The organism is Endozoicomonas sp. ALB115, assembly GCF_049310245.1.
Classification (GTDB): domain Bacteria; phylum Pseudomonadota; class Gammaproteobacteria; order Pseudomonadales; family Endozoicomonadaceae; genus Endozoicomonas.
In genome coordinates, this window is the sequence record NZ_JBLYZG010000006.1 from 38,765 (window position 1) to 61,338 (window position 22,574).

The following is a 22,574-nucleotide window of genomic DNA, read 5'->3' on the forward strand; positions in this document are numbered from 1 at the left end:
GCATATCAGTTCCCGGCCAGTATGACTGTATCACAGAGATTAGCGCCATTTAAGCAGTAACTGATCGCTTTGGCAGAGCGTCAGCGCCACCAATAGCGGGTGTGTGTTTTGCGGTAGGCTGAAACGGTCATATCACCGCTACCGAGCGTAAAGGAAAGTGAGCCGTCCGCAGCGGTATTAAAAATTTTCGCCCCCGAGCTTTGCGCACGGGCTAATGCTTCAGCGGCCGGATGACCGAAGCGATTGGCAAAGCCGGAGGAAAAAATAACCGCCCCGGGCTGAACCGCAGAGAGAAAGTCAGAACTACTGGAAAACCGGCTACCATGGTGAGCGGCCACCAGCACACTGGATTCGAGCTCAGCGCCCTGCTCAATTAACCGTTTCTCAACCCGTCCACTAATGTCTCCGGGCAGTAAAAGACTGTCTGACCCTGCTGTCACTTTCAGGACACAGGATGCATCATTGCTGCGCCGATATTCACCACCGGCCAGCACCTGAAAATAAACCCCATCCCACTCCCAATGATCTCCGGATTGGCATTTCACCCACTCTTGCTCAAAACCGGGCAGCCTGGTACCACTGATAACCGGTACATTCGGGTATCTGGACAACAGTGATGGCAAACCACCTGAATGATCCTGATCACCATGAGAAATGATAATGCGATCAATTTGGGTCACGCCGGATTTGGACAGCGCCGGAAGAATCACGCTTTCTGCCGCTGACAATTTTTCCGAGAACCGGTCACCAGTGTCGTATACCAGAAGGTGCTGACGTGTTCTGATAAACACAGACAACCCTTGCCCTACATCCAAAACAGTGACCTCAGCCTGACCTGCCGGTATCTCAGGTGTTTTCGGGAACAACGAAGGCATCAGCATCACCGGGGCAAGCCAGCGCAAACGCAGAGTTGCCGGAGCAATCAGCAGCAACATGCCGACCACAGCGAACAACAGGTCAAGCCAGGTCAGAGACTGCTGTGGTGGAATAAGCACTATCAAACCGGACACCCACTGCAGTACCCATTGAAACCCTGTCACCAGATAATCCAGCCCGGCCATAATGAAACCGGCAGCCTCAGGCAACACAAACTGCACAATTGCGCTGAACAGCAGCAAGGGAACGACGGCAATGCCAATTAATGGAATGGCGAGAAGATTCACCAGGGGAGACAGTGGTGATACCGGCTGACCATTAAACAGCAGCAAAGGCGTCAACAGGGCAAACACCAGCCATTGCGGCTTAAACAGGGTTACCGGCCAGCCAGTCCTCTCCTTTCTGCCAACTATACCGAACAGCAGTGCACCTGCGGCAATAAACGAGTACCAGAATCCATTGCTGGTTATGGCCAGAGGGTCAATGGCCAGCACTGCCGCCAAAGCCAACAACCAAAGTGTGGCGGGAGAGGCTCTGATACCCAGCAAGGGTGCCAGTAATGCAGCAAATGTCATCACCAGGGCCCGCTGCACCGGCACACTGAACCCGGCCAACAGGGCATAGAACAACGCAAACAGCATGCCTGTCAGCGCCTTGACCACGGGTAAGGGTACACTCCGAAGTGGAATTCCCCCCAATCGCCCAACAATGGTGGCAAGGGAAAAGCCCAACCAGGCCATAAGACCGATATGCAGGCCGGAAATCACCATCAAATGGGTGGTTCCCGTCTCATTCAGCATCTGCCATTGCTGAGTATTGATTGCGGTTTTATCACCCAGCAGCAGTGCCGAGAAGATTCCTCTGTTGTTATCCGATACCGTGGAGTACAACCACTCTCTTAAAAGCGCCCTTACCTGATGAAGGCGATATATCCCGCTAACACTATTGTCGAGCAGTGATCCGGACTTCACATACCCCGTGGCCTGTATCCCCTGACGCAGCGCCCAGGCTTCATAATCGAACGCACCCGGGCTTGAAAAACCATGGGGCTGTCGCAACCTGACCGTTAACTGCCAAGTCTCTCCAGCCTGCAAATCCGGCGGTTCATACCAGCTGAGCCTGACCTTTTTGGCATACAGAACAGCCCCTGCATGACTGACTGCGAAATCAAAGCGCGCTGCCATGCCGTTTATCACCGGCAGACTGGCAATCTTTCCTTCGATATTGATATCCCGCCCATGTATATAGCCATCAAGGCGAGTGACAGCGTAATGCGATGCATACCATGAGCTGACAAGAGTACCCGCCAGCAGAGGCAGCAGCCACCAGCGGACCCGGGAAGCTCCGGCTGACGATAATCCCCACAGAAACAGAATGAACAGCGGCAGGCTGATCGACAGCAGTACTGACATGCCAAATGTCAATGAAACAAAACCACTGGCAAGTACGAAGATAAGTAATCCCCTTGCCGGTTTTATGGTCGTGTGCGTGTTATCCACGTAGTCTTGCCTACCATTTCAGTGCATAATCCAAGGCTTTACCTCATTCAAGGCACTGTTCTGCCCTGCCTTGAATGACCGCAATTGTGCTGTGGCATAATCAACCATTCTTTATTTGAAAAGTGGCATGCTATGGCCGATGAAAATCAGCAAGCATAGATGAATTTCAGTCTGGAAAAGCCAATCCCGAATCGATTGAAGGCAACTGGCAAGACTTCCATACTGGAAAACTGGCAACCTCTGCAAACCATGAACTAAAGTCATAGCTCAGAGCATAATGAGTTGATGTCATGATAGCGGTAAGATAGTGAAAGGATATGGCGAAAAAACTGATTAAAAGGTATTTGCCGGAACCAAAAACCATCAAGGAACATCGCCACCTGCGGTTTCTGGGTTCTGCATTATATGATGCAAACCTGTGGCAACTGAATCGCCGCTCCGCTGCTGCCGCATTTTTTGTCGGCATATTTGTTGCGTTTATTCCCATGCCTTTCCAAATGATTCTGGCGGCATGTCTGGCCATTGTTTTCCGATGCAATCTGCCTCTTTCTGTGGCACTGGTCTGGATAACCAACCCATTGACCATGCCTGCCATATTCTATTTTACATACAAAATTGGCTGTTTTATCCTTCAGACACCGGTAAGTGAAGCTTCCTTTGAACTCACCGTACAAGGTCTGGGTGCCGGACTTGCCCGTGTGTGGAAGCCTCTTTATCTGGGATCGCTGGTATCAGGCGTTGTGCTCGGCTTTATCAGTTACCTGCTGATTCGGGCGGCCTGGCGCTGGAATGTTGTCATCCACTGGCGCCAGAGAAACAAACGTCGCTCCCGACCCGATCCTTTCAACTAACCGCTATTCAAAAGTCTCTAGAGATAACAGCCCCATGCAAAGAAGTTTTCAAAAACGCCAGCCAAAACTGGAAGGTCGTGGTCTGCTTGAAGCTATCAGCACCGATGGCCCTCACAGCGACTGGCTGGGGATGCCGGATTACTATATCCATACCCTGACGGTTGCTGGTGAGGATTACAAATACCTGTCGGCCGACAAGCAACTGGATGTCAACGTTGGTGATACGGTGGTCTTCAGATATCAGGAAGTCGGCAAGACTGAAAACAAGGAAAAGCGCATTGATAAGCGCTCCCTTGGTCTCTACATTGACCCAAGCCAATACCTTCAGGAAACGCCCTGAAGCCTGCCTGCCGCGCCGTCTGACCGGGTAAACCCTGCGTCCGGACGGCTGGTAACTGCCAGCAAAATCACTCTGAATTTGAATATCACCTCTGGCACATCAAGCCCTTGGCTTCCAGACTAAAAACCACTTTTGAATGGTTGACTGAAACCAATTTAAGCAACACGCGGAACTATATGACTCAAAAAGCAGACTAAGTGTTTATTGACGGTGTTTTATGAGTACCTGACAGCAGCAAATCTCTGACAATATACAATTTCGAAATATCAATTTGAAAAAATAAAAATTCATAACATTTAAATCAATCTGTGGTTGACCAGATTTCCGGTAAAAGTGACCATTAACCATGTTATTTAACAGAAAACACACAGGCAGCCATAAGCAAAAGCATACAGGCCCTCGTTATATTAAGCTGATTGCCGGGCTCGCCATTACCATTGCCGTTTTAGCCACAAAAATGGCCTACTGTGACATTGAGCATCCGCAAAACAAAAGCCTGAGATATTCCGTCGCCAGGCATGCAGTCCCCATATTAACCGAAACACTGTTTTCAATTGAGAGGCTTCATGAACAATCACCGATGCTGTCATGGGTGTTTAAAAGCAGTCTGCTACAGGCATTTCAGGCAGCATCTCGAATCAACAATTTGTATATCATCTCTTACCGGGATATCAAGGCACTTAACGATTATGCCAAAACCACTAAACACGGTTATTACGAGTTATCCTTCAAAGGCAAAAGAATTTATTTCATCGCTAATGCAGATATCGCCAATCAGATCATCGCTCTTGAAGGACAAGAGCACAACGTTCATACCCACAGAAGACTGTTGAGTGCACAAAACTGGTTTCTGCTGGAAAACAATCCTGTAGCTGCAAGGGATATGCATCACCATAGCTATGGAAGCAAGCAGGCAGCACTCTTTCAGCAGGCGTTTGAAAGGCTGCAACAGCTGCCCGATACTTCTGTGTTATTAACAAACCAGCAAACCTCGGACTTCGTATATGGCGAGAAAGCTGCCGATCTGATCAGCAATCTGCTAACCCAGATATATTTTCAAATACTGTTTTCCAATGTCTCTCCACAATACCCCGTTAACAGAAACATTCAGCAGCAGGTTAATCAACATTATTACCCGATAAAGCGGCTTTACGACCAGCTTGAAGTGCATACCGGAAAATACGATTTAAAAGCCAATCATTTCATTCATGGCAACAGCTCATTTGTAAAAGATCACCCGTACACCAATATTCAAACATTAGAACAGTTTTACAAAGTGCTCTGTTATTTATATGACGAGCCCCTGATGCCGAGCATTCACTCTGGCAACCACCAGTCCACCAGAGAAACTGTGGCAACAAGAACAGTCGAGCTATTAAGAAAAAATAATGCAGCCGTGCTACCCGTATTTGCCCCCTCCCTGACTCTGGACCTTGAAGAGGTGTCACCAGAGGAAGCCATCAACATTATTTTCAATTTATTATCCTGGATTGATAATTCATTGAACATCAGCAATACAGCGACAAATTTTGTTATTCACATCGCTGAACATCATCAAAACCAGCACCTTATTGATATGCATCAGCTATTTGCTGATGAAGTCCACAACCTGCGCGCCCTGGCAACGCTGTTTCCCAGAAAAGTGAACCGCCCCTTCCGGGTAACAACCAGATCAGAAACAGAAAGCCACCAGATACATTTTCAACCGGATGATATGATACTGATAACCAACGCCATCAAAGGGCACGCCTTTGGCTATGAGCCCAGAAAATGCCCATCAAAGCCATACAGTGTTTATATTCTTCCTGAGTTTCTCCAGTATTTTTTTGCGAATTATCACGCCCGATATGCTGCCCGCTCAAAACTGATTCCAAACAGTACAAGCTGGTTCTGGAATAAACTGGATGTTGCTCCATTAGTTCTGGAACCAGCGTTTAATGTAACTGAGCAGTAATTTATCAGGCTGTCTCAGTTACTATCCATGCAAACTAACCTGAGCCAGATCCATTAACTCACGATTGGCAACGGCAAACATGGCCAGGTCGGCCTGTGGCGCACTGCGTATTTCGGCCAGCATGCTCTGCCAGCGGGCTACCAGGGCATGGTTATCCATAATCCATTTATCGATGGTTTGCTCAATGGGTACGCCATCCTGCGCCATGGTGATGAGCCCTTCGGATAATTTACGCTGTTGCCAGCTCAACTCGTCCCTGGCGCTGTCCCGTGCCAGAGACTGCCAGTGATTAGTCACCTCCAGTTGCGACAGGGCATTACCATACCAGGTCAGCTCCAGGCGAGAACCTATGGTAAAGAAAGTCCTGATGGCCACCTCCAGGGGAACACCGGTTTCGTCGGCTACCCTGATCACGGGCAACACACTCAATAGATAACGCTGCCCGGCAACCACCAGAGCCAGCGCCTGTGGAACGCCTTGTGCAACCATACTGTCAACGGCCTTGTCCAACTCTGCCTTTTCTTCTTCACCGAGGGATTCGGTAAAACAGGAGAGGAATTTCTCCACCCTGGGCCCATAATGTTCAACACACTCGGTCGGTATCAGGTCCTGACGCTTCAGGCGGATAAACCATCGGGTAGTCCGCCTCGCCAGCTTGATCAATGCGCCCATCATCCGGTACTGCAATGCACTGGAAACTTTATGGTCCAATTGCTCAATCATCATCCAGTAACGGGAAACATTAAACACATCACGACTGGCACTGAAGGCACGGGCGATCTCGGCCGATGACGCACCCGTGGTCATTTGCAGCCGATAAACAAAGGTAATCCCCATCATATCAATCAGATGATTGGCAATCTGGGTAGAGATAATCTCCTTGCGCAGACGATGTTTTCTGATCTCCTCCGGAAAGCGGTCCACCAGAATCCGGGGAAAGGCACTGTATAATTCCCGGGTAAGATATCGATCATCAATCACTGTCGAGTTCAGTAACGCTTCTTTCAGGTCAGCTTTACTGTATGAAATCAACAGGGACAATTCCGGCCGGGTTAACCCCTGCCCATTAGCGGCCCGTTCGGCCATCGCTTCATTATCTGGCAAAAACTCAATGGTTCTGTCCAGCTTACCCTGCTCCTCAAGGTGCTGCATAAAACGACGATACTCGCCCATTCTTGAGGCAACGTCCGATTCAACCACAGAAATCGCCTGGGTCTGACGGTAGTTATTGGTCAATACCAGGGCGGCCACTTCATCGGTCATGCTTTCCAGCAGCTGGTTTCGCTGTTTAATGGTCATATCGCCATTGGCGACCATATCATTCAGCAGAATCTTGATATTGACCTCGTGATCAGAACAGTCAACGCCACCGGAATTATCGATAAAGTCGGTATTCAAGCCACCGCCCTGCAGCGCATATTCCATACGCCCCAGTTGACTCAGCCCAAGATTCCCCCCTTCCCCGACCACACTGGCCTGAACTTCACAACCATTAATTCTCAGTGGATCATTGGCCTTATCCCCCACGTCGCTGTGGGTTTCGTTCATTGACTTGATGTAGGTACCGATACCGCCATTCCATAACAGATCAACCGGGGCCCGTAACATACAGCGAATCAACTCATTGGGTGGCAGATGACTGGCGGTAATACCAAAGCGTTCCTTCATTTCAGGACTGATGGCGATTGACTTTGCCTGGCGGGAAAAAACGCCCCCGCCCTTAGAAATAAGACTGGTGTCGTAGTCTGCCCAGCTGGAACGAGGCAAATCAAACAGACGACGGCGCTCGGCAAAACTCTGATAAACATCCGGATTGGGATCAACAAAAATATGCAGATGATTGAATGCACCAATTAAAGCAATGGTTTCGGAGCACAACATACCATTGCCAAAAACATCTCCGCCCATATCGCCAATACCAATGGTAGAGATCACATCCTGCTGGACATGTATCCCTTTTTCCCGGAAGTGTCTCTGCACCGAAACCCAGGCACCTCTGGCGGTAATCCCCATCTTCTTGTGGTCATAACCCACACTGCCCCCGGAAGCAAAGGCATCCCCCAGCCAGAAGTTGTAATCCTGTGCAATGCCGTTGGCGATATCGGAAAACGTTGCCGTGCCTTTATCCGCGGCCACCACCAGATAACTGTCACTGTCGTCATACATCACCACGCCATCCGGATGAACCACGTCACCTTCCACCAGGTTATCGGTGATATCCAACAGTCCTCTGATAAAGGTTTTATAACAGCGAATCCCCTCTGCCATTATCGCTTCCCGGCTGCCATCAACCGGTAACTGTTTGGGCACAAAACCGCCTTTGGCACCAACGGGGACAATAAGCGCATTTTTCACCTGCTGGGCCTTGACCAGTCCAAGAATTTCCGTTCTGAAATCTTCCACCCGGTCAGACCAGCGCAAACCGCCTCGGGCCACTTTGCCCCCTCTCAGGTGAACACCTTCGACAATGGGCGAGTAGACAAAAATTTCATACAGTGGCACCGGTTTGGGAATGTCCGGTATCTCCCTTGCCGCCATTTTCAGGGAGATATACCACTTGGCACTGCCTTCGTCATCCTGCTGATAAAAGTTGGTTCGCTGTGTTGCCTTGATCACATCCTGATAACACCGGATAAGCTTGTCTTCACTCAACACTTCCACCTGATCAAGCCCATGGAGAATTTGCTGCTGAATATGCTGCTGGCGAGCAAGCCGCTGGGTTATGGACAGCTTCAGCATGGGGTTGAAGCGAACCTCAAACAACGCCACCAACAACCGGGCAATCTCAATGTTATTGCACAACGTTTCGGCAATATAAGTCTGACTGAAACCGACACGAATCTGCTTCATATAACGGGCATAAGCCCGCAGCATGGCAACCTGCCGCCAACTCAGGCCAGCAGATAATACCAGCCGGTTGAACCGGTCATTTTCCGCCTCCCCGAACCAGATTTTTTCAAACGCTTCCCGGAAGGTAGGACCCACTTTTTGCAGATCAATGGTAATTCGTGAATCGAAACTTAACTGAAAGTCATGGATCCAGATGGTGTCACCGGAAGCGGTGTTAATCAGATAGGGATACTCACCGAGCACACGCAGACCCAGGTTTTCAATAATTGGAATCTGGTCAGCTAACGGCAGAGGCTCGATAAAATGGTACAGCTTCAGGTGAACCAGCCCGGCAGCATCGTCCAGTGACTGGTAAAACCCCATGGCCAGCGGCCGGTCATTGTCCATTTTTTCAAAATGGCGAATATCCGTCACCGCAGACTGGGGCTTGAACGCTTCCTGATAGGCGGCACTGAACCCATCGGAGAACCTTGCCAGCAGTTTATTCCCCCGCACCTCCCCAAAAGTTTCCAGCACCTCTGTCCGGAGGTCATCATTCCAGGATGATCCCGCGAGCATAATCTCCCGGGTAATCACATCCAGATTGTAATCAATCCGCCCTTTCAACTTGAACACGAAATGAACCCTGGCCAGGATCGACTCAGAAAAATAGGTGGTAAACTCGCTGTCTTCTGCCTCCAGTCGGTGACAGAGAATGTTTTCCACCCGCCGACGGAAGCGGGTACTGTAGATATCCCTTGGCACATAGACCAGCGCTGAACAGAATGGTCCGTAGGGGTCCTGGCGGATAAAGACTTTTATCTGTTTCCGCTCCTGCATTCGCAGGATTGACATGGCGGTCTGAAAAAGTTCGTCCTGACTGGTCTGAAACAGTTCATCCCTGGGGAAAATCTCCAGTATCTGCACCAGGTCTTTGCCATGATGGCTTTTGGGGTCCAGACCAGAGCGTTGCAGGATTGCCGACACCTTATTACGGATATAGGGAATGGCGTAGGGCGTCTTGCGATACACCGGAGAGGTGTAGAGACCAACAATACGCGCCTCACCCACAATGCGCCCCTGCTCATCAAAGCGTCGCACAGTAATAAAGTCAGGATAGGCTGGCCGGTGAACACTGGAACGGACAGAAGCTTTGGAGAACGAGAGCCGTTCGGTCAGCTCAAACAGATCATGTTCAATAAAGGGTTCCAGTGACAGCTGACCGGGCTGACCTTCATTGACAGGTTTCAACAACCCAAACAGTGACTCCGACGGTCTTCTCAGACGACGACTGCCTTCATGTTCTGTGACAATCAGTTCTTCGTAACCCAGGAAGGTGAAATTATCATCCAGCAGCCATTCCAGAAAGGCCTGAACCTCATCGTCTTTTTTCAGCAAGCCTCCCGGCATAGCCCCCGGCTCTCCGGCCATAGCCGCCAGCCTTTTCACCCGTCCGGTCATTTCACCGAAGTCATCGACAACACGACTGACATCTCTCAGCACCGCATTTAATTGACTCTCCAGCTGGTCCAGTTGACTCTGGTCTTCACAACGGTCAATTTCGAGATAAACAAAGGCCTCCTGGCAAACAAATTCACCCTCACCCCGTTCATCCCCAAACTGCAGGGTCATGTCTGCGGCACGCCGGGAATAGAAGACGCCATTGCGCAATAAATGAATGGTCGAGCCATAATCGTTCAGCTTCATCCTGAGCGAGTCCACCACAAAAGGCATATCCCGATGGAGGATTCGGATGACGGTATGGGTTGAGTGCCAGCCATGCATGTTATATTCCGGATTGATGACCTCAATGCGCGGCTGGCCCGGATTATGGTATTGAATAAACTTCCAGAATGAGTGGGTAGCGCCCAGCAGTTCCTGCCAGTTGCCGGATACCAGATCCTCATGGGTATCCAGTGAGTAATACCGGTAGACAAACTCATGAAAGCTATCCAGCTGCTCTACCGGAATATGGGTAGCCAGATCACTGATCAGTTTATCCAGAGTTTCTTCACGCTCCTGACTATTTAACTGCCCCATCCCTGGCCTCTCCATTTTGAATAGATATCTGTTTAAAAATCCATGTACTAGACCATCGGCCTTGGCAAACCTATATTGAAGGGCGCTGTCGAAAATAAGATCTTTAAGTAGTTAACCGTAAAGCATTCGACAAGACACAGGGATGGGGCTTATCAATAGCACAAATGACTTGTAGAATTTCCAGACTGAAAAGTGGTGCCATGCACTCTCTTTAAAGACGCAGACAGATTGCCAGGTTGAAAAAAATGTCATCAAGCCACTGTTTTACCCAATTCAGTCAGCTGAAAAACTACCTCTCCAGCACCATCATTGGCCAGGAACATCTGGTTAACCGCCTGTTAACCACCCTGCTGGCTGACGGACACCTGCTGGTTGAAGGTGCGCCCGGCCTGGCCAAGACCAGGGCGGTTAAAGCACTGTCCGATGGCCTGGATGCCGATTTCCACAGAATCCAGTTTACCCCTGACCTGCTGCCTGCCGATGTCACCGGCACCGACATCTATCTGCCGGAAGATGGCAGCTTCCGGTTTCAGCCCGGCCCGATTTTCCACAACCTGATTCTGGCGGACGAGATCAACCGCGCACCGGCCAAAGTTCAGTCTTCATTATTGGAAGCCATGGCCGAGCGGCAGGTCAGTGTTGGCCAGAAAACCTACCCATTGCCTGAGGTCTTTATGGTGATGGCCACCCAGAACCCCATTGAACAGGAAGGCACTTACCCATTGCCGGAGGCCCAGCTGGATCGCTTTATCATGCATGTCCGGGTGGGCTATCCCGATGTGGCAGCAGAGCGGGCGATTCTGAAACTGGCCAGGGGAGAAGCCATGCAGACACCGGTTGAGCGCCCCCAATCCCCGCTTACCCAGGAAGAAATTCTGCAGGCCCGCCAGGCAGTGCTGACCGTGCATATGGAGCCATCGGTTGAGGAATACATTGTTCAGTTAATTAATGCCAGCCGCCACCCGGAACGCTACAGCGATCAACTCTCAGGATGGCTGGATTATGGTGCCAGCCCCAGGGGCACCATTGCCCTTGATCGCTGCGCCCGCGCTTATGCCTGGCTGGATGGCCGTGATTATGTCACCCCTGATGATGTTCAGTCGATCGCCCACGACGTGCTGCGCCATCGCCTGCTGCTGACTTTTGAAGCTGAAGCCGAAGGTAAAGATGCAGACCAGATCATCAACCAGCTATTAGACGTAGTTCCCATCGCCTGAACTGATTCACACCTGCATTTAAAGGGCTATTCAAGCCATGAGTGGAGCCTACTGTACATTACAGAGCCTGGTTAATCTGCGGTTGTCGGCCAGGGACCTGCCTTTGTTTCGCCAGGGACGCAGCCTGCGACAGATGCTGGGTAACTCCCGCTCCCCGTTCAAGGGCCGTGGTATCGACTTTGAAGAAGTCAGGGCCTATCAGTTCGGGGATGATATCCGTTCCATCGACTGGCGGGTCACGGCCCGGAGAATGAAGCCGCACACCAAAGTCTTTCAGGAAGAGCGGGAGCGGCCGGTGATGATTTTGCTCGACCAGAGCCACGCCATGTTCTTTGGCAGCCAACTGAACTTCAAATCCGTCACGGCGGCGGAAATCTCCGCCCTGATTGCCTGGGCCACCCTTAACCATGGTGACCGGATTGGCGGCGTTATTTTCAATGAACATGAGCTGAATGAAACACGGCCAAAGCGTTCCAGAAAAACGCTGATGTACTGGCTTAACCAGACTGAGCGGATGAACCGAAAACTCCGCCTTGCCTCCATAGCCAGTATGGATGCGGAACATGGGCTGGCCAGAACCCTCAGGCACACCCGGCGAGTGGCACATCCCGGCACCCAGATATTTCTGATCAGCGATTTCAGCCATGTTAATAAAGAGTCCGAACAGCATCTGGCTCAGCTGGCCCGGCACAATGAACTGATGGCGATCAAAGTGAACGACCCTCTGGAACAGCATCTGCCAACTCCGGATCAATACCGGATAACCGATGGCATGCACAACCTGTCGGTGAACACCGGCCACCCTCAGCTACGCCAGCAGTTCCACCAGCAGTATCTGGTGCACCATGAACAGCTGAAGCAGATGCTGGCACGGTATCGTATCCCGCTGCTGGAGATTAATTGCGCCACACCCTCCGCGCAGCAGTTGTTGGGGCTGTATGGTGTCAGGACGAACAACAGGGAGCTGGCTCAGTGAAGAGATATTTGGTGGTTAACGCCTGTTTTGAGCTTACGGCATCTCAGGGGACTTAGTTATGGACCTGCAAAATCCTCTGGACCAACTCCGCCCGAACCATCTCCCGGACCCTGTTGGATTATGGCCACCCGCCATTGGCTGGTGGCTTCTGGCGTTGATTGGTATTGCCCTGATGGTTCTGGTTACCGTCTATAGCTGGCGTCGCTGGCAGAAAAACCGTTATCGCTCAGAGGCACTGCTGCAAGCCAGAAAAATTCACGCTGACTATCAGGCTCATCAGTCGCTGCACAGACTGGCCAATGAATCCAATGAACTGTTAAAACGGGTAGCCTTGCATGCGTTTCCTGCAAACAAGGTTGCCGGGCTGAGCGGGGCTTCCTGGTGCCAGTTCCTGGCAGATACCGGTGATATGCCCGACTTCCTCAACCACAGCGCCTTCAATAACCACCGCTATAACCCGCAGATACCGCTAACGCCAACCCACGGCACTCCTGGCGAGATGCCAGCGAACGTGTATAAACTCACCCGGCAATGGATAAAGAAACACCATGCTTGAGCTTGAATGGCCCTGGATACTGATTGCCCTGCCCTTACCTCTGCTGGTTTATCGATGGGTCAAACCAGCCAGCAGTAATAATGATGCCGCGCTGTATACCCCTTTTTATGGCAAGCTGTCGTCCATAGTGGGAGAGCAACGGGCAGAACAGGAAACGCCTTCTGGCAAACGAACCATTCTACCCGGTGTGATCTGGCTACTGCTGCTTATTGCTGCCAGCAAACCGGTCTGGCTGGGAGACCCCGTTGAGATACAAGACAGTGGTCGTGACCTGATGATGGCCGTTGACCTCTCAGGCAGTATGGAGATCAAAGATATGGTGCTCAATGGCCGTCAGGTTGATCGGCTGAGCGCCACCAAAGCGGTGATGAATGACTTTATCCAGCGCCGCCGTGGCGACCGGCTTGGACTTATCCTGTTTGGCACCCAGGCCTATCTGCAAACACCGCTGACCTTTGACCGGGAAACGGTCAAAACACTGATGAATGAGTCGGCTATCGGGATGGCGGGCAACAAGACAGCCATCGGAGATGCCCTGGGTCTTACCGTTAAGCATCTTCGTAAGCGCCCCGAAGACAGTCGGGTGCTTATCTTGCTGACCGATGGTGCCAATACTGCCGGAGAGATCTCGCCACTGCAGGCTGCCCAGATTGCCCGGGAAGAAGGCATCAAAATCTACGCCATTGGCCTCGGGGCTGAGGAGATGGTGGAGCGCAGTTTCTTTGGCTCCCGCCGGGTTAATCCATCGGCGGACCTGGACGAGCAAACCTTACAGGAAATGGCAGAACTGACAGGCGGTCAGTACTTCCGGGCCCGCAACATTGAGGAACTGAATAAGATTTATGCGCTGCTGGATCAGCTTGAACCTGTCGTTCAGGAAGAAGAGGTGTTTCGCCCCAGCAAGAACCTGTTTTTCTGGCCACTGGGGCTGGCGCTACTGCTAAGCTTGATCCCGGCAATGATAAAGATCAATTTCCCCAGCGCTCTTAACCATTGGCAAGCTGACAAAGGGAAGCCTCACCATGATTGAATTTTTCTCTTTGTTTATGGATCAATTCCATTTTCTCAGACCACTCTGGCTGCTGATGCTACTGCCCTGCATCACCCTGGTATTCCTGCTCTGGCGACAACATCGGGATCGGGGCAGCTGGTCTAAAGTCATTGCCCCTGCTCTCCTGCCCTGGTTATTGGAAGGAGAGCAGCAGCAACCGGCTCGCTGGCCGCTGATGCTGGTATGGACTGGCTGGGTAATCGCCTCTCTGGCCCTTGCCGGGCCTGCCTGGCAGAAGGAGCCGGTACCCGTCAGTAAACATCAACAGCCCTGGGTGGTTGCCGTTGATCTCTCCTATCACATGTACGCGGCGGATCTTTCCCCCAACCGCCTGACCCGGGTGCGTTTCAAGCTGCAGGATTTGTTCAACCAGCGCAGTGAAGGGCTCTCTGCCCTGGTCGCCTACGCTGGCTCTGCCCATACCGTAGCGCCACTGACAGACGATAGTCGTACATTAAACAACCTGACCAAAGCCCTTGGCCCTGACATTATGCCCGTACAGGGTAACGACCCTGTAGCAGCAGTGCGCCTGGCAAAACAGCTCCTGACTCAGGGCAGCAGTGAGTCCGGCGATATTTTGCTGGTTACCGGCTCCATGACCGCAGCACAGGCGGAGGAGATTTCCAGTCTGCTGCAGAACAGCGGTATCCGTTTATCCATTCTTGGTACCGGAACGGAACAGGGAGCACCGATTCCCTTGCCTGATGGCGGTTATCTGAAAAATCAACAGGGAGCCATTGTCGTCCCTCAACTGGAACAGTCCCGTCTGCAGTCACTGACTCGGGCCAATGGCGGTGGATACCAGACCATGACCGTTGCAGCTACCGACCTGCAAGCCCTCCTGCCAACAGGCAACATCAATCCACTATTCGGTGAACAGATATCAACTGAGCGTGAGTTTGATCAGTGGTATGACGCCGGTTACTGGCTGGTATGGCTGCTATTACCTGCTGCCCTGCTGGGCTTTCGCCAGGGTTGGTTAGTACTGCTCATGATCTCCCTGCTGCCGGTCCCCCGGGATGCCATGGCATTGAGCTGGAATGACCTTTGGCAGACACGGGATCAGCAGGGGCAAAAAGCGCTTCAGGAGGGGAATCCGGAGCTGGCAGCCAGCCTGTTCAATGATCCGGCCTGGAAAGCGGAAGCTTTATTCCGGAATCAGCAGTTTGAGGAATCTGCAACAACCCTGAACTCTCCTGATGATCAGACGATTGAGCCCATATCGGCTTACAACCGGGGCAATGCACTGGCCAGGGCAGGCAAACTTCAGGAAGCCATTGACGCTTATGACCAGGCAATATCCCAACAACCCGATATGGAGGATGCCAAGTTCAACCGTCATCTGGTTGAACAGTTATTGCAGCAGCAGTCCGATCAATCGCAGCAAAATCAGGGAAACGACAGTCAGCAAAATAGCACCCGACAAGAAAGTGGCCAGGGTGAAAATAGCCAGCAGCAGTCCCGGAGCGATAATAACCAATCCAGAAACAACAACCGGGATGACGCTGCTCCTGAAAATGACCAGACCGGTGAAAACACCAGCGCGCAGGAATCTTCAGCGCAACAGCGCCCACAGAACAACCCACCCGTTGATCAGAACCAGCAGCAAGATCAACAACAAGCCCAATCTGAACCGTCTGAAGATAAGGACAGCACCAGTCCATCGCAACAGTCTGCTCAGGCCGAAAAAAATAAAGTTGATGATAAAGCTCCGGAAACAACGGCCAGTGCTTCGGATGAAGGGGAAGATGAGCAGCCACTTTCTGCCGAACAGCAGGCTATTGAAAGCTGGTTGAGAACCATTCCGGATGACCCGGGTGGTTTATTACGCAGAAAGTTTCTGCATCAGCAAAAGTCTCAACAACTATCTCAACAACAGCAAAACAGAACGGAGGAGGCATCATGGTAAACCGAAAGTCATTTTATTTGATGTTGACCGCATTGATCAGTCTTTCGGTTTCCATGATAGCCAATGCCGCATTTACCGCCAGTGTTAACAGAACATCACTGGCCAGCCATGAAACCCTGGAACTCACCCTGCGCACGGATGAAAGTTCCAGTGACGCTCCAGACCTGAAACCCCTGGAGTGGAGTTTTGACATACTGGGCACCCGGCAACAGAACAAGACCAGTATCATTAACGGCAAAAGGGAGTTTACCCGCGACTGGGTGGTTACCCTGGCTCCGAAACAGCAGGGAACACTGGTGATTCCACCGATCCAACTGGGTGACCGGCAATCTGAAGCGGTTACCATCACCGTCCGCGATAACCGACCCGATGACGCAACAACGGATACCGGCCCAATCCTGATGAACGCCGAGGTCAGCAGTAACAGTATTTATGTCCAGCAGGAGCTGATCTTCACCCTGACCATTCTCTCCAGAGTCCAGCTGTATGATGATAACCGGCTGAGTGCCCTGGATATCAGTGATGCGTTGATTCAGCAGCTGGGGGAAACACGGAAACTGGATACCATTATTGAGGGTATCCGCTACCGGGGATTTGAGTTGAAGTACTCGATTCATCCCCAATCGGTGGGCGAAATAATCATACCATCACTGACCTTTACCGGGGTGGCGGCCGAGCCCCGGGATCCATTTGGCAGTTTCTTTTCCAGTGGTGGCAAACCCGTACTTGCCCGCTCCAGGGAGATACAAATTGAGGTAAAACCCAGACCTGAAAACTACCCTGCCAGTGACACCTGGTTACCCGCGCGAAAGATAACGATTCAGGAGCAATGGAGTCAGCCACCGGACAGTTTGCAGGTGGGGGATGCCATTACCCGAACCATCACCGTCAATGCCGACGGTCTCAGTGCCGCACAACTGCCACCTATTCTGATGACTCAACCAAAGGGAGTGAACAGCTACCCGGATAAATCCGGGACAGCAGACCGGGAAACCGCCAATGGTGTTCAAGGGCAGCGCACGGATTCCATAGCCATGATTCCAACCCGCCCCGGAAAAATCACATTGCCCGCGATTGAATACACCTGGTTTGATACAGCAAGTGGCGAGACTAAGACCTCCAGACTGCCTGCAACAGAGATAGAGGTATCCGCCGATCCAAACGCGAATGCCTTAACTGTGACCTCCCCGACCACATTGCCAACAGACAAGCCTGCTGAATGCCCGGATCCTGCGAGAGTCAGCGATACAACACCGCTGGAGCCTGCCAGCATCTGGCAGACACCTGTCTTCTGGCAGTGGTTAACCGCTTTTTTTGCACTGTTATGGCTGGTAACCCTGGGGCTCTGGCGGTTCAAATCCGGTGCCGCAACAAAGTCAGATCAACCCATCACTAACATGGCTGGTCGTCATCAATCCGGGAAACACGCATCTGAAGCAGAAGCATTCCGGCAACTGGAAGCTGCCTGCCTGCAGAACGATGTTCGGTTGACGCTGAGTGAACTGAAAAACTGGTGTCGTATATATCTTAACAACAACCTTAACAACGAGAACCGGACTTCATTGACCGACTGTCTCAACCAGCTTGGCTCAGAGGAACTGAGCGATATCTGCAACCAACTGACCGCCAGTCTTTATCAAACTCAGGCAGGAGGGGCTGCCACAGCTGCTCAAGAAGAGCAGTTGACCGCATTGCTGGCAGTGTGCAAAAAGCTCAAAGGTACAAAGTCTGGTCGGAAAAAAGATCAGCAGCTCGGTGAGCTGTATCCCGAATAGATCCGCTTAACTTGCTGGGAGCATCCTCTCAGCAAATTCATTTTATGTCATTTTGCCCCTGGCCCAATACGTTCTGCCTAACCGTCTAACAATAAATTGCAATCAGGTATATTTAACAAAAGCCGTCACTCCCGCCTGACCAACTGAAACTGAAACTGAAACTGATCGCATTTAAAATGGAAAATTTTTCTATAATACAGTTTAAAAAAATCAGGATAAATTAATTAAGAGAACTTTTAGAATGCCATTGCCTCCTATGAACATTGATGAACGGGTGCATTATCCAGAGCCAGAAGTTTCAGGATTGCCTGTCACTCCTCATGTCAAAAGCGGCTATGTACAAAACCCGGCTCCATTAAATTGCGAAGCATTGATGCCCTGTTGTCCTAATTCATATCCTTTTCAAACTACAGATATTTCTTCAAGGGGCATCCTTCCCGTTTCAACAGTTCCAGTTCAATTTCTGGCAACAACCCAAATGACCGGTCAGCCGGTTGCTGCCGTATATTGTGGAAATCAACCTGTCATTCCATTTCCGCAACAACAACCAATCAGTATGAACACACTGCCATTGGCAATAGAGCCAGACACTTACGATGCAACATTCCGTCCATTTCCCGGGCAGGATTTTGTGGCAGTAACTTCTGATCAAGTGTCAGGCTGGCCACCTTCTTGCCCGGTTGAGAGCCTTACGCATGATAAAGCGCTTCGCCAGGGATTTGAGAGCAAGACTGCTCAGCCTGAGGCAACCATGGTGAAAGCGGATAGACAAATAGCAATAACGACAAAGGTTAATCTGGATCCGGAAGCAAACGAGTTCGTGCCAAAAACACTGCAATGTTCTAAGGAACAGGTATCCCGGAGGGATGACAGACAACCGGCAAACGCTTTTGCCAGCAACAATGAAAAAGCATGCCCATCCCAACAGCTGCAGGCAGAGGATGAAGTACCAGTGGGAGCTATACCACTCCCGCAGGTTACAGGTACGAAATCTAATGAGGCCGGTGCTGAGTTAACGCCTTCATCAGCCCCGGATTACGCGAATAGTCCCGGGACATATTTTTCAGTCCAACAAGTCCTGCAACTCAGGCACCCCGGGGCTGCCAGAAAAACACCCTGGGCACTCAGGCTGCTTTACCTCGAATGCTTCGATTTTCATCAGAAAATGCGCACCGATAATAGCTTTGATAAACAGGGGAACAGGATAAAGCTTTCCAGGAGCGAGTTAAAAAAACAGCACAAGACACTACAAAACCAGCTGAGGGAAAATAACAGCACGGTAAAACTACCTCCGTTACATAAAATAAAAAAACTGCCATCGACTGATATACTTTTGGTCAGACCAACAACCCATGCAAATATTCACCCACTGAGCAGTCAATTAAACCATACTGCTGCTTCATTAGACCCGGATAAGTTTACTCAGAGGGAAAAAGTAAGAAACAGTCTGGCCGCGCATTTGGCATTTTATAAGTGTTCTGGCAAAGAGATGAACCAGCTGAAAGAAATGGCCAAAACCGAAGAGGTAAGAGGATACGTGGAAAAAATAGAAACAGATGATCTATGGAATCTGGATTTTACCAGCATGTACTACTACCCCTATTTTGACCAAAAGGTTTTTACACTCAAAGCCCCATTCATCAGGTCGGCAGAGACGATTTACTGCCATCCACGTTTGTCCAGTCAACCATTGTTACAATATGGAAAAAAACTTTTTGCTATCAGTGAAACACAGCAAGCCATTAATGAAAGCCATGATAAACAATCAGCGGACATTATCAATACCATCACGTCATTAGCAAAAACCCTGAGTATCAAGCTGAACCAGCAGGCGGATAACAATACACCTGCCAAGGTGCCAGAAACTTTTTCCAGGCAGTGCATTCAGTGGCATATACAATTTACCTCTGATCTTGTTTACAAAATGATTAAATTGGGTGAGGAAAATACACAGGAAATTGGAGATGCTACTGCCTACTCAATGGATGCTCTTCTTGTGAGTATTAACACACTGTCTGACTATTCTTCAATATTTACCGAAGAGTTCATAATGCTTACTGAATCACTGTGCCTCTTGCTGCAAAGTCGCCCGCTTCAGCATTTACTGGTGCAACAGGTAGCACAAGTACCCGGCAACGTTAAAAGCGCTTGGCTTAAATCTATAGAACAACTGGAAAGTACGACCCTGATGATTCTGGTAAAATCATTGCAGCACCCGGGGCTGTTAAACACCACCATGTGCCTCCTTAAAACGCTATCTGACCATGAAATATTTCGAACGGGACAAGCTGGCAATAACAAAATATCCATGATTCGATTAGCCAGAGTAGCAACAGAGATTACTAATAGTTTATTAACAACACTGACTAATAATTTCCTGGATGACCTTTCGACACATAATCAATTTATACAACAACTGAACAGTTGCTGCTCGATACTCAATCAAGTGCATCAAAAAGTCATTCAGAAATCCAACCTTGTTCACACTGAGTCACAAAATCTGGAAGCTTGTATAAAGACTCTCCATGAAGCGTGTAAAATTCGACTCACTGAAATTGACAGGGTACGTCAGGATTATCTTAATGAATTTGAGAGTGAGAAAAAAAGCAATCATGACATATTACGAGAAAATATGAAAAAAAGGGAGCGGGCAAAACAGAAACAGGAAATAAGAAACAAAAGAAAACAGCAGCTTCAACAGGAGATTACCAGAGTAAAATCTGAGCCACAGGAGAAAGAACAACCGGAATCAGATCATGCAAAGCTGGTTAATAGCATGAGTAAGCGACTGCAACTGTTTAATAAAAATCTTGAGTACGGTGAAAACTATGTTAACGAACTGACGACAGTCGATTCTGTATTTCCTGAAATACAGCAATCCCCCGTATTGGCTGTCTGGGTTTATGGTGATCTTGCCTACAACCTATGCAATAAGTGTACGGATAAATTTAACCGGGCCACACTTTTTGTCGAGAAGTTCGACAAAATGAGAGCCTTCTGTGATGATGCTCTTAAGGAAGCTGCTCAACATCCATGGCAGTATGACGCCCAGTGGCTATATGATAGAAATCCAAATCAGCCAATCAGCATCAGCAGCATCAATTTCCTTACGCGGTTATCTGATCCAGAGCAGATTCAGGTCCTGATCAAACGTGCATTCACCAGCGCTTCCCTGTATCAGTCAGCCCTTGATCGAGGCAGAGATGCCGCCCATCAACTGACTCAGGATATGATGGTCGGCCTGGCAAGTGAGGAAAATGATCTGCAAATGTATCACCTGCAGCAAAGGGTAGCGTTTATCATTGAAGAAATGAACGATGTAAAGCAGTACCTGAAAGACCTGCAACCGGTGCCTGACATATCTCATCTTTTAGCTACAAGAAAGCAGCTTTTTAAAACACTTAAAACAAAAGAGGTTACCAGTGTGCCAGACGTCGGTAAAGCAGATCAGGGCAAAGAAGCAAAGGACGCCGTTTATAAAGCACTGCTGGAGAAATCAAAAAGGGAGTGGAAAGTTGACAGCTCAGTTTGTGATATGCGCAATTCTGCCGAACAGCAGCTTGAGCAAGTCATTAAAGGTTTTACAGAACTTAAAACACAGCTGGGAGTCGTACAATAGTCTTTTTCAACTAACCAATATCCGGATTAATAGCCTTAGCCAATCTTTATAATTGGCTGACGTAAATATCAAATGGGCTGTATCAGAGTTGAACTTTCATAATGAAGGAGTGGTCTCAGGGTGTAATTCAATAGTTCAGTAATGTAATGTACAGGTTTAGCCCGGACTCAACTGTCTTTTATGGATCTCCTTGTTTACAGGAGTTGCAAAAAAATCCCTTGCTATTACTGGCGGAGGTTTCAAGCTCACAACTCAGCGGGTTCGGTTATCCTGTACAGATACTTAGGCAGTCCCATTCTGGATATTTAAAACAACAATTACCGAATCAGGATACACCCGGTTCTTCACGTGCTCTGAGTATTTTTTCAACGTTCCATTTACCTCCCTCTGTACATTCAACAGTTACTTTTTCCCAGCCACCACCACGCTCCATTGCGGCAGTCAGTCCGTTGATCAGGTACACTCAACAGCAGGCTCCTGCCAACACTGTTGAGTTTAAAGCAACTGAATCTTCCGGTTACGGCGAACTTCTGCCCCCCACTCCTGATCTGCCCCAGGCACTTAAGACACTGAAAGAGGTGAGTGAGTCCGATAAACGCAACGCGACCAGAGCCAGATATGCTGCATCCGAAAAAGGCAGGAAGGCCATAGCCAGGGCCAAAGCTAAATATCAGGCATCCAATAAAGGCAAAGAGATCATGGCCAGGGCCAGGGCTAAATACATGGCATCCGATAAAGGCAAAGAGACCATAGCCAAATACACCGCATCTGATAAACGCAAGACGTCAAGGGCCAAATATGCTGCATCCGAAAAAGGCAGGAAGGCCATAGCCAGGGCCAGGGCTAAATACATGGCATCCGATAAATGCAAAGAGGCCAGCGCCAGAAGGTGGGCCAAATTCGCTGCATCTGATAAAGGTAAGGCAGACCAGCCCATAAGGTATACAAGGACAACAACCTATCGATTGGCTATAAAACAAGGCTTGAGTGAAGAGTTGGCGAGGGAAAAAGCAGAGCTGGCAGCTGAGGCAAAAAAAGCAGAATTAACATCAGTCCCCCCCACTTTTCAGTCAACAGACTGA

The 22,574-nt window shown here is 49.9% G+C and carries 13 protein-coding genes; 11 read left to right on the plus strand and 2 right to left on the minus strand.

Going from position 1 to position 22,574, the window contains the following annotated elements:
• Positions 1 to 80 precede the first annotated feature (80 nt).
• Positions 81 to 2,375, minus strand: a complete 2,295-nt coding sequence (locus ACO6VE_RS04295) for a DNA internalization-related competence protein ComEC/Rec2 (RefSeq protein WP_422459888.1) — start codon at positions 2,373 to 2,375, stop codon at positions 81 to 83.
• A 317-nt stretch (positions 2,376 to 2,692) separates the two neighbouring features.
• Here ACO6VE_RS04295 and ACO6VE_RS04300 point away from each other — a divergent pair, with 317 nt between their 5' ends.
• From ACO6VE_RS04300 to ACO6VE_RS04310, 3 genes are all read left to right on the plus strand, one after another.
• A complete protein-coding gene (locus ACO6VE_RS04300) occupies positions 2,693 to 3,226 on the plus strand; it encodes a DUF2062 domain-containing protein (protein WP_209200847.1) in 534 nt (177 codons plus the stop codon).
• A 34-nt stretch (positions 3,227 to 3,260) separates the two neighbouring features.
• Entirely contained in the window at positions 3,261 to 3,566 is a 306-nt protein-coding gene (locus ACO6VE_RS04305; protein WP_101745623.1) for a hypothetical protein, read from the plus strand.
• Between the two features lie 346 nt (positions 3,567 to 3,912).
• A complete protein-coding gene (locus ACO6VE_RS04310; RefSeq protein WP_422459891.1) occupies positions 3,913 to 5,520 on the plus strand; it encodes a hypothetical protein in 1,608 nt (535 codons plus the stop codon).
• A gap of 21 nt (positions 5,521 to 5,541) precedes the next feature.
• Here the strand turns inward: ACO6VE_RS04310 and ACO6VE_RS04315 are convergent, their stop codons facing one another.
• Positions 5,542 to 10,389: an NAD-glutamate dehydrogenase gene (locus ACO6VE_RS04315; protein ID WP_422459893.1), complete on the minus strand. Its 4,848-nt coding sequence runs from the start codon at positions 10,387 to 10,389 to the stop codon at positions 5,542 to 5,544.
• A 245-nt stretch (positions 10,390 to 10,634) separates the two neighbouring features.
• Between ACO6VE_RS04315 and ACO6VE_RS04320 the strand changes: the two genes are divergently transcribed.
• The 8 genes from ACO6VE_RS04320 to ACO6VE_RS04355 all read left to right on the plus strand — a co-directional run bounded on the left by ACO6VE_RS04320 (position 10,635) and on the right by ACO6VE_RS04355 (position 22,574).
• Positions 10,635 to 11,606: an AAA family ATPase gene (locus ACO6VE_RS04320; protein WP_422459895.1), complete on the plus strand. Its 972-nt coding sequence runs from the start codon at positions 10,635 to 10,637 to the stop codon at positions 11,604 to 11,606.
• 37 nt (positions 11,607 to 11,643) lie between these two features.
• Positions 11,644 to 12,582 carry a DUF58 domain-containing protein gene (locus tag ACO6VE_RS04325; protein ID WP_422459897.1) on the plus strand — a complete coding sequence of 313 codons (939 nt, stop codon included), beginning with the start codon at positions 11,644 to 11,646 and terminating at the stop codon, positions 12,580 to 12,582.
• A gap of 58 nt (positions 12,583 to 12,640) precedes the next feature.
• The gene (locus ACO6VE_RS04330) at positions 12,641 to 13,138 is read left to right on the plus strand and encodes a DUF4381 domain-containing protein (RefSeq protein ID WP_422459899.1); all 498 of its coding nucleotides are present in this window, start codon (positions 12,641 to 12,643) and stop codon (positions 13,136 to 13,138) included.
• Positions 13,131 to 14,168: a vWA domain-containing protein gene (locus tag ACO6VE_RS04335; RefSeq protein ID WP_422459901.1), complete on the plus strand. Its 1,038-nt coding sequence runs from the start codon at positions 13,131 to 13,133 to the stop codon at positions 14,166 to 14,168. The genes ACO6VE_RS04330 and ACO6VE_RS04335 overlap by 8 nt, the downstream gene beginning before the upstream one ends.
• Positions 14,161 to 16,098: a VWA domain-containing protein gene (locus ACO6VE_RS04340; protein ID WP_422459903.1), complete on the plus strand. Its 1,938-nt coding sequence runs from the start codon at positions 14,161 to 14,163 to the stop codon at positions 16,096 to 16,098. Before ACO6VE_RS04335 ends, ACO6VE_RS04340 begins: the two co-directional genes overlap by 8 nt.
• Positions 16,092 to 17,873 (plus strand): BatD family protein, encoded by a 1,782-nt coding sequence (locus ACO6VE_RS04345; RefSeq protein ID WP_422459905.1) that lies wholly within the window; start codon positions 16,092 to 16,094, stop codon positions 17,871 to 17,873. Before ACO6VE_RS04340 ends, ACO6VE_RS04345 begins: the two co-directional genes overlap by 7 nt.
• 478 nt (positions 17,874 to 18,351) lie before the next feature.
• Entirely contained in the window at positions 18,352 to 21,492 is a 3,141-nt protein-coding gene (locus ACO6VE_RS04350) for a hypothetical protein (protein ID WP_422459907.1), read from the plus strand.
• A 449-nt stretch (positions 21,493 to 21,941) separates the two neighbouring features.
• On the plus strand, positions 21,942 to 22,574 hold the full coding sequence (locus ACO6VE_RS04355) for a hypothetical protein (RefSeq protein WP_422448843.1): 633 nt from the start codon (positions 21,942 to 21,944) through the stop codon (positions 22,572 to 22,574).